Annotated in this window: 10 protein-coding genes; 9 read left to right on the top strand and 1 reads right to left on the bottom strand. The window is 47.2% G+C overall.

Annotation, left to right across the window (positions count from 1 at the left end; translation table 11 throughout):
• Window positions 1-211 precede the first annotated feature (211 nt).
• A complete protein-coding gene (locus IDZ20_RS13455) occupies window positions 212-868 on the top strand; it encodes a response regulator (RefSeq protein WP_188151959.1) in 657 nt (218 codons plus the stop codon).
• 45 nt (window positions 869-913) lie between these two features.
• On the opposite strand, the gene IDZ20_RS13450 is transcribed toward IDZ20_RS13455, so the two are convergent.
• Window positions 914-2,701, bottom strand: coding sequence for an ATP-binding protein (locus tag IDZ20_RS13450; protein ID WP_188151958.1), 1,788 nt, complete (start codon window positions 2,699-2,701; stop codon window positions 914-916).
• Window positions 2,702-2,959: 258 nt separating this feature from the next.
• Here IDZ20_RS13450 and ruvC point away from each other — a divergent pair, with 258 nt between their 5' ends.
• The 8 genes from ruvC to pal all read left to right on the top strand — a co-directional run.
• The gene (gene ruvC / locus IDZ20_RS13445) at window positions 2,960-3,496 is read left to right on the top strand and encodes a crossover junction endodeoxyribonuclease RuvC (protein WP_188151957.1); all 537 of its coding nucleotides are present in this window, start codon (window positions 2,960-2,962) and stop codon (window positions 3,494-3,496) included.
• Between the two features lie 72 nt (window positions 3,497-3,568).
• A complete protein-coding gene (ruvA, locus tag IDZ20_RS13440) occupies window positions 3,569-4,189 on the top strand; it encodes a Holliday junction branch migration protein RuvA (RefSeq protein ID WP_188151956.1) in 621 nt (206 codons plus the stop codon).
• 188 nt (window positions 4,190-4,377) lie between these two features.
• On the top strand, window positions 4,378-5,424 hold the full coding sequence (gene ruvB / locus IDZ20_RS13435; protein ID WP_188151955.1) for a Holliday junction branch migration DNA helicase RuvB: 1,047 nt from the start codon (window positions 4,378-4,380) through the stop codon (window positions 5,422-5,424).
• Window positions 5,425-5,570: 146 nt separating this feature from the next.
• Entirely contained in the window at window positions 5,571-6,260 is a 690-nt protein-coding gene (gene tolQ / locus IDZ20_RS13430) for a protein TolQ (RefSeq protein ID WP_188151954.1), read from the top strand.
• 27 nt (window positions 6,261-6,287) lie between these two features.
• Window positions 6,288-6,710, top strand: coding sequence for a protein TolR (gene tolR, locus IDZ20_RS13425; protein WP_245792327.1), 423 nt, complete (start codon window positions 6,288-6,290; stop codon window positions 6,708-6,710).
• Window positions 6,711-6,717: 7 nt separating this feature from the next.
• Complete coding sequence (gene tolA, locus IDZ20_RS13420) at window positions 6,718-7,497, top strand: cell envelope integrity protein TolA (RefSeq protein WP_245792326.1); 780 nt, start codon at window positions 6,718-6,720, stop codon at window positions 7,495-7,497.
• Window positions 7,494-8,798: a Tol-Pal system beta propeller repeat protein TolB gene (tolB, locus tag IDZ20_RS13415; RefSeq protein WP_188151953.1), complete on the top strand. Its 1,305-nt coding sequence runs from the start codon at window positions 7,494-7,496 to the stop codon at window positions 8,796-8,798. The genes tolA and tolB overlap by 4 nt, the downstream gene beginning before the upstream one ends.
• Before the next feature lie 100 nt (window positions 8,799-8,898).
• On the top strand, window positions 8,899-9,387 hold a 489-nt coding region (gene pal / locus IDZ20_RS13410), incomplete at its 3' end, for a peptidoglycan-associated lipoprotein Pal (protein WP_188151952.1).

Below are 9,387 nucleotides of genomic sequence, written 5' to 3'. Positions count from 1 at the left end.
CTGGGGTTTTTCTTTGTCTGGAATTTGGCGGCAGCTCGGCCTTGGCTATTTGCGGATGCCGTCTAGGGATTGAGATTGAGCTAACCCGTCCCTTTTTTTAATTTACCAGCCGAGTCTTTCCTGGCCCCTTGCTGTGTGAGTTACTGCATGGATATTATAAAAAGCGTAGAATCATTTCTAAATATTCAAAACTATAAGAAAATAGGCCGTTATGAATCTCTTGATTGTTGATGATCACAAACTTTTTAGAGAAGGGATGCGCTATGTACTTGAGGCGGGACTAAAGGAAGATCTCGCAGGCAATGAGGTATTGTCTATTTACGAAGCGACCGACGGCGCTACTGCGCTGCAGTGCGCATCTTTAAATCCACAGCTCGATTTGGTGTTGCTAGACTTGTCTCTGCCCGATGCATCTGGTCTCGATGTTCTTATCAAAATCACCCAAACCTTCCCGATTTTACCCGTAGTTATACTTTCCGCATCACAGGAGGGTCGGGATATACGCAAGTGCTTGGATTTAGGGGCAATGGGGTTTATTCCCAAGGACTCTTCAAGTTCTGCTGTGATTAACGCGATCCGACTTGTGTTAACAGGGAATATCTACGTTCCTCCCGCACTTTTGCTGAATCAAATGGATTCTCAGATTAATGAAGGGACGACTAGTGGAGTGCTTACTGGTCGACAGCTAGATGTTATGCAGTTGATTGCGTCGGGACATTCAAATAAAGATATCGCCAGAGCACTTAATCTAGCGGAGACAACGGTTAAGATGCATGTAACTCATATCATGCGGGCACTTGAGGTGTCTAACAGAACTCAGGCGGTGGTAAAGGCAGAAAAGCTAGGCTTAGTGACTATTAACGAATAATCCACGCTCGTGTAATCAAATTATTTATAAAAGTAAAAAGCCGCATTAATACGCGGCTTTTTGCTTTTGTACATTGAGTAAAAATGCACGTAGTTTTGACGGTGCGACCGGTTTGTTAGCAATTGGGATGCCGCTATTTTGAATTAGTCTGAGGTGGTCAGGGGAGGTATCGCCGGTCATGATCAATGCAGGTAGATCGCTATCAAATTGCGCTTTGATTAAATCTATAGCACCAATTCCGGTGCGACCATTCCTTAGTCGATAGTCTGCGACAATTGCGCTTGGTAATTCACCCGCTTTTTTAAGTTGTTCAATTGTTTCCTGCGGCGTACTGCCACTAAATACTCGACATCCCCAACTACTAAATACTGCTTCGGTACTATTTCTTACATCGAGGTCGTCGTCAATAATAACGATGTTGGGGCGCGATGCATGATCGGGAAGGGACCAATTGCTCAACTGGTTTACTGGTTCCATATGTTCTATATCATCTCCAACAGGAACAGAAACTGAAAAACTCGATCCTTTGTTGAGTTCTGACTGCACCAGAATTGGCATGTCTAGTAAGCTAGATATACGTTTGACGATAGCTAAACCAAGCCCCAACCCTTTAGAGCGATCCCGCTCCGGATTTTTCAATTGGTAGAACTCTGCGAAGATCGATTCCAGTTGATCTTGAGGAATCCCTATTCCAGTGTCCGCGACGGTGATTTCGATGGATTCAGCTGTTGTTACCACTTGTATGCGGATCTCGCCTGCCTTTGTGTAGCGCATGGCGTTTGAAAGGTAGTTACGAATAACCTGTTCCAGCAGGGTTGGATCGGTTTTACAGACTACATCTTGGCCGACTAACGAGAGTGAAATCCCCTTGCTGACGGCGTCACCCTGATAGTCCGCAACGATTCTTTGCAGCATAGGGTGCAGGTAAAAGCTTTTTACATCTGGAATTAATGTGCCAGCTTCAAGTCGCGAAATATCTAGCAATGCATTAAATAAGGTTTGTAAGGCTTCGATTGATGAGCATATCTGTGAAATTAGCTTTTTGTTTTCTTTTGCTTTTAGGTTGTCCGACAAAACTGATGCATAGAGTGTAAGTGCGTGCAGTGGCTGCCGAAGATCGTGGCTGGCAGCGGCTAGAAACTTAGACTTTGATTGGTTTGCGCGTTCAGCCTCTTCTTTTTGAAATCTTAATTTATCGACCAATTCTGTATTTAAGAAGCGTGTTCGTAGGGCCTCAATGAACGTCTTATTGATCCGCGCAGCAAAGAAGCTGAGCGCTACGATAAAGAATATAAAGAGCGCCCCGAGAATGGTTGCTGTTCGGTCTTGTTCGATCAGCAAACGTATCGATATTGGCAATGATGAGGTAACGAAGTAGACCAAGAATGCAGGTTGATAAGAGTACATCGAGGTAACCGAGCCAGCCCCCATTCCAGCAATGATAAAAAATAATAGAGCTTGGGTTTGTAGGTTGTCGCTTTGGAAGAACACAATACTTGCGGCCCCCCAGGCGGAGGCAGACAAAAAACAGCCGACTAAAAATAATCGGGCGAACCAACGCAGCTGTGACTCGTTAATGTACTTAAGATAGAAATAATAGATGGCGATGCGGATAAGAAAAACGAAAACAAGATAGCCGAACCAACCCCATACGGTTGCGGCGGGCGCGTGCGGGATCATTGCATAGGTCAATGCTGAAGCGACGACTAAATTTACGATTAACATCGACCAAGTTTGCCGATAAAGCAGCGCAATTTGTTCAAATAGAACGGCATTATTGCCCTGTCGGTCGAAGGGCTCTAACGTTGTATCTGAAATAACTGTATCTTTCAAAAAACTCTCTCTATTGGGTTGCTATAAAGATCTGGCCGATCCCATATCTTGCGGTTGTATTAGCCTGCTGAATACTGGCCTTAAGTACACCTATACCGACTTTAGTCGGTATAGGTGGGAGGGGTATTGTTCCACCTAGAAGAGTTTGGCGTCAGTTTTTGTTGCTGGTGCGGGTTTTGGGCCTATAGATTCCTACTTGACTGCTACGCCGGCAACTGAAACACTGCGTTTCACAAACTACTGAATATATAAACAGATATGCCTCTAATATTAGGTGTTGATCCCGGGTCTCGCAAGGCTGGTTACGGGCTGATCAATTCTCAATTTTCTCGTTTGGAATACGTTGCCAGTGGCGTAATTCGTATCCCGCAGTCACTATTAACCGCTGACGCGTTCCCCCAACGTCTAAAAGTTATTTTTGACGCACTTACTGAGATTATCCTTCAGTACCAGCCGCAAGAGTTTGCTATTGAACAGGTGTTTATGGCGAAGAGTGCCGGCTCAGCTTTAAAGTTGGGGCAGGCGCGTGGTGCGGCGATAGTTGCTGCAGTAAATCAAGATTTACCGGTTGCGGAATACGCAGCGCGAGCAATCAAGCAGGCTGTCGTTGGTACGGGAGCGGCGGATAAGTTACAGGTTCAGCACATGGTGAAAACCCTACTAAAGCTCTCTCGCAGCCCGCAAGAAGATGCTGCCGATGCGCTTGCAGTCGCCATATGTCATGCAAACACCCAGCAAAACCTCATTCGTATGGCTGGCGCTAAAGGGTTTCGGCGAGGCCGCACAGTTTTTTGATACTCATTATTGTATAACTACCGACGTCAGTTTAACGGCTAGACGTGTTAATTTGTTTGGAAAATTACCTCTATGATCGGCCGACTGAACGGAACTTTAATCGAGAAGCAAGCCCCTAATTTGATGGTTGATATACAAGGTGTAGGCTATGACTTGCTCGCGCCTATGACCACTTTTTACCGTCTTCCAGAGCTAGACCAATCGGTTGTGCTACATACTCATTTCGCTGTGAGCGAAACCTCGCAACAACTCTATGGATTTATTAGTCGACATGACCGAGAATTTTTTCGTGTCTTGATTAAAGTGAGTGGTGTAGGCCCAAAGATGGCCGTTGGCATTATGTCGATAGAGACGGCCGACATTGTCCGTCATATTATGGACGATAATGTAACTGCGTTGGTCAAGGTCCCAGGCGTTGGTAAAAAGACGGCCGAGCGGTTGATTATTGAAACCCGTGACAAGCTGGGTTCTTGGGGCGCATCGTCGCCAGCTGAGCTCGGCCTGAATAGCGATGTGTTAAGTGTTTCATCTACGTCGAATAGTCATCTTATTGCAGAAGCGGAGAGCGCATTAATTGCCTTGGGTTACAAACCCACCGAAGCTGCAAAAGCGGTATCGCGTGTGGCTACTCCAGATATAGTACGTAGTGAAGAAATGATTCGTTTGGCGCTGCGTAGTATGCTGCCGAGCTAAGTTTTCATCTGAGTTTGAATCAGCACGGGGGCTTAAAGCCGTAATGGGGCTCTAGTGCCGAGTCGTGCAGGTTTAGCCGCATTCGTTAAGTGCAAAAGTTGTTAAGTGACTGAATTGAGCGGCAGCAAAGTACTAACTATTTGAAACGAGATAGTTAGTAATAGCTATTTGAACAGGCAACAAATTAAATGATAGAGCAGGATCGGATCATCGGTAGCGGTGTGCAGCCGCGTGAAGAACAGCTAGATAGAGCCGTTCGCCCGAAGAAATTGAGCGATTATATTGGGCAGCCAGTTGTGCGTGAACAAATGGAAATTTTCATGGGTGCCGCAAAGGCGCGGGGTGAAGCGCTCGATCACACTTTGGTATTTGGGCCTCCGGGTTTAGGTAAGACTACCTTAGCGAATATTATCGCAGCTGAAATGGGCGTCGCTTTAAAGACCACGTCTGGCCCAGTGCTTGATAAGGCCGGTGATCTCGCAGCGCTACTAACCAATCTAGAACCCGGTGATGTGTTATTTATCGATGAAATTCATCGCTTGAGTCCTGTTGTGGAGGAGGTGTTGTATCCGGCAATGGAGGATTTTCAACTCGATATTATGATTGGCGAAGGACCTGCAGCACGTTCCATAAAAGTCGAATTGCCGCAATTTACCTTAGTTGGCGCGACCACGCGTGCGGGTTTGTTAACATCTCCTTTACGCGATCGCTTTGGTATTGTTCAGCGTTTGGAGTTTTACAATGTAAAAGACCTTACGCATATTGTTTCGCGAAGCGCTAAGTTGCTCGGCGTTAGGTTGGAGCCACAGGGTGCTTACGAAGTCGCTCGCCGAGCTAGAGGCACGCCGCGTATAGCAAACCGCCTTCTACGTCGTGTACGCGATTATGCCGAGATGAAAAGCGACGGAATCGTTACCGAGAGGATTGCCGATCTCGCGCTTAATATGTTGAATATTGATAGCAACGGTTTTGATCATATGGATCGTCGCTTGATACTCGCGATGATCGAAAAGTTTGGCGGTGGCCCTGTTGGCGTCGACAGTCTTGCTGCGGCGATAAGTGAGGAGCGAGACACAATAGAAGACGTACTTGAGCCGTTCTTAATTCAGCAGGGGTTTATGATGCGAACTCCGAGGGGGCGGATGGCAACTCAGAATGCCTATACCCATTTTGGACTGGCTATTCCTGAAACTATCGCAAATGCTGTGGCCGCTGCCGCGCAGCAGCCGGAGTAATAAAATAGCGAACTGCCAACTTGACCGGCAATTATCGCTCGATAGGTTAAACTTCTATTCCAATAAAACAACATGCCACAATAGTCCGCACGTAAGCGAATATATTCGTGATAACATCGCGCGCTTGACGCCTTGGGGGGCCACCGATGAATTCTGAAAGCTTGTCGATATTACATTTAATTGCCGGTGCTAGCTTGCCGGTACAGATGGTAATGGGGATACTCATTCTTGCCTCTATAACATCGTGGGTTATGATTTTTCAGCGTGTTATCTATCACCGTAAAGCGAGCTTAGCGTTAAAAGCGTTCGAAAGTCATTTTTGGTCAGGTATTGATCTTACGCAGCTTTATCGTCAAAGCAATGCAGATGCAAATCGCAACAGTATCGAGGGTGTCGAAAAAATATTTAGAGCGGGCTTTAAGGAGTTCAGTCGCTTGCGACAGCAAGGCAGTACCGACCCTGACGCGATTATGGAAGGCGCTCAGCGATCAATGCGAGTAGCACTTACTCGCGAAGAAGAAAAACTTGAAAATCATCTGCCGTTTTTGGCAAGTGTCGCATCGGTTAGTCCCTATATTGGTTTGTTCGGAACTGTGTGGGGGATTATGAACTCATTCCGCGGTTTGGCTAATGATCATCAAGCGACCTTGGCGACGGTCGCCCCCGGTATTTCCGAGGCGCTGGTTGCCACCGCCATCGGCTTGTTTGCCGCAATTCCAGCCGTATTAGCCTACAACCGATTTTCCGCAAATGCCGATCGCCTAATGACACGCTACCAAACGTTTTCTGAAGAGTTCTCGTCGATATTGCATCGTCAAGTTCACTCAAACAAATAACAACCGCGCACTCCCGAGACGTTCGTTATGGCAAACTCCAATAAGCGTAAACCTATGGCTGAGATCAATGTTGTTCCTTACATTGATGTGATGTTGGTGCTGTTGGTAATCTTTATGGTCACGGCGCCATTGCTAATGCAGGGGGTAAAGGTGCAGTTACCCCAAGCGCCTTCGGCCCCCATCGATCAAACAGATGAAGAGCCTATTATTGTTTCTGTAAAAGTCGATGGCAGTTATTACATTAACCTAGGCGGCGACACAGAACAGCAGCGAGCTCTCGCGGATATTGCCGATACGGTAGCCAAAATATTACGCCAGAAACCCAATCGTCAGGTGTTAGTCTGGGGCGACGCAAAGGTCAACTACGGTGTGGTCGTGTCGCTAATGACACAGCTACAGTCGGCTGGCGCAACGTCGGTCGGGCTGGTTACTGAACCTGCGACAGACTAATAAGATCATGATAATTCAACGTCAATATGTGTTGCCAATTTTAGCCAGCGTGGTTTGTCATGCGGGTTTGGTTGCATTTTTGGCCTCGGGTTGGGATTCCACCCCTGAACCGCGAAAAATTAGCCGGCCACAATTTATAGAGGCTAAACTGGTCGAGTTAAAGCCTAAAACGGCAAAGCCGTCGAGTGTTGAAAAAAAGCCTAATATCGTTGACCTAACCGCAAAAAAACGTGAACTAGAAAAACAAAAGCAGTTGGCGGAACAGAAGCGTAAAAGTGATGCGCAGCGTCGTGAAGCGGAAGCTAAAAAGGTCGCTGATGCAAAAAAGCGCAAAGAGCAAGAAATAAAAGACAAACAATTGCGTGAGCAGGCCGAGAAGCAAAAAGCGCAGCGCGAAGCGGAAGAACAAAAACGTCGGCAGCTAGAGCGGGAGTTTGAGCAAGCCTTACAAGAAGAAGAGGGTATGCTGCTTGAAGAGCAGTATGCCACCACGGCACAGAGTTACGCTGCACTAATTCAGCAACGTGTTGTCAACAATTGGAGCCGCCCGCCTTCTGCACGTAACGGCATGCGCTGTGAACTGACGATCAGTATGGTGCCGAATGGTCGTGTTGTTGATGTTGTCTTGGCTCGCAGTAGCGGTAATCCTGCATTTGATCGCTCTGCAATTGCGGCGGTGAAAAAAGTGGAAACCTTTCCTGAAGTGAAGGATATTCCAATCGAAGTATTCGAGCGACACTTTCGAAAGTTTAGTCTCGGGTTTCAACCAGAGGATTTAAGACAATGAGTATCCGCAATGCCCTGTTCGTACTGCTAACGCTATTAGCCATGCAAACGCGAGCAGAGTTAATGATCGAAATCACCCAAGGCGTCGACAACCCAACTCCCATCGCGGTAGTCCCGTTCGGTGGCACGCTGAGCTTAGCTGAAAATATTGGTGAAATTGTCGCCGCTGATTTGCAGCGCAGCGGATTGTTTCGGCCGATCCCTCCTGCGGATATGTTGGCATTCCCGCAGCGCCAGCAAGACATCTTTTTTCGCGATTGGCGAATCTTAGGTGCCGAGTACATGGTAGTTGGTGCGATGGAGAAAATTCCTGCGGCCACACCAGCGGCCACAGCGGAGTACGAATTGAGCTTTGAGCTCTACGATGTTATTGGTCAGAAGCGCGTGCTTACCCAAAAAGTGCGCGCCAGCTCCGAAGGGTTACGCGATATAGCTCACGCGGTGAGCGATTCAATTTATGAGTCTATTACCGGTATTCGTGGAGCTTTCTCCACCAAGATTCTCTATATAGAAGATCTAAACCGTCCAGGTAGTGGTCGTTATCGGCTAGTGAAGGCCGATGCCGATGGCGCGCGTGACAAGGTTATTTTCGCATCACGTGAACCGCTCCTCTCTCCTGCTTGGTCGAACGACTTAACGCAGGTAGCTTATGTTTCATTCGAAACGAGTCGGCCGGCAATCTTCCGTCAGAATTTATTAACCGGTGCTCGCGAGCAGCTAACGAATTTCCAAGGTTTAAATGGCGCCCCTGCGTGGTCGCCGGATGATCAAAAACTAGCGTTGGTTTTATCGAAAGATGGAAACCCAGAGCTTTATGTTTTAGAGGTTGCGACCAAGAAACTGACTCGTGTGACCCGGCATTTTGCTATCGATACTGAACCCAATTGGACCGCCGATGGCAAAGGGCTGATATTCACGTCAAATCGCGGCGGTAACCCACAAATATATCAAGTGGGGCTTGAAACTGGGCGTGTAGAGCGCTTAACCTTTGAAGGTGATTATAACGCCAGACCACGACTATCGCCGGATGGCAAGAGCATGGTTGTGGTGCATCGCTACGATGGTGTGTTCCATATCGCATGGCAAGATATTGCCTCTGGAGATATGCGCATTTTGACAGAAACATGGCTTGACGAATCCCCCAGTATCGCGCCTAATGGCGCCATGTTATTGTATGCGACGCAACACAATAACAAAGGCGTTCTAGCTGCAGTTTCTATGGACGCTGGCGTTAAATTTAGATTGCCCTCGAAACAAGGTGATGTACGGGAACCGGCTTGGTCTCCATTCAAAGCAAAGTAGTTTACTTTTTATATAAATATTTAGGGGCCACCGTTTTGGCGGCTTCGGTCCATAGATACAAAGTTTTTTTACGCTTAATTAACACTTGGGAGTGATAACAATGAGCAACACATTAAAAACAATGATTACCTTGGTAGCTGTGGTGGGTTTCTTGGCAGGTTGTAGCAGCAACTCTGTTGAAGAAGACACGTCCATGGATACTAGCGATACAATGACTGACACTTCTATGGATCAAGCGGTATCAACTACCGAAGTTGATGTAGATCCACTTGCCGGTGTTGATCACGTTTTCTACTTCGACTTTGATCAGGCAATTCTAAAAGCTGATTCGCGCGCAGCGCTGATGATTCACGCTGAAGTGCTAAAAGACTCTCCTAAGTCTATTCGTTTAGAAGGTCACGCCGATGAGCGCGGTAGCCGTGAATACAACATGGCTCTTGGTGAGCGTCGTGCTAACGCCGTTCGCGATTTCTTGATTCTACAAGGTGTTAGCTCATCTTTAATCGAAACCGTGAGCTATGGTGAAGAACGTCCTGCCGAAGTTGGTGGTTATGATTCAGCTTGGTCAAAAAACCGTCGCGTTGAATTG

Origin of the sequence: Teredinibacter waterburyi, from assembly GCF_001922985.1 — a bacterium.
In the GTDB taxonomy this organism is placed as follows: domain Bacteria; phylum Pseudomonadota; class Gammaproteobacteria; order Pseudomonadales; family Cellvibrionaceae; genus Teredinibacter; species Teredinibacter waterburyi.
The sequence above is the reverse complement of the archived record's forward strand: the minus strand, read 5'-3'. Positions and strand labels throughout refer to the sequence as shown.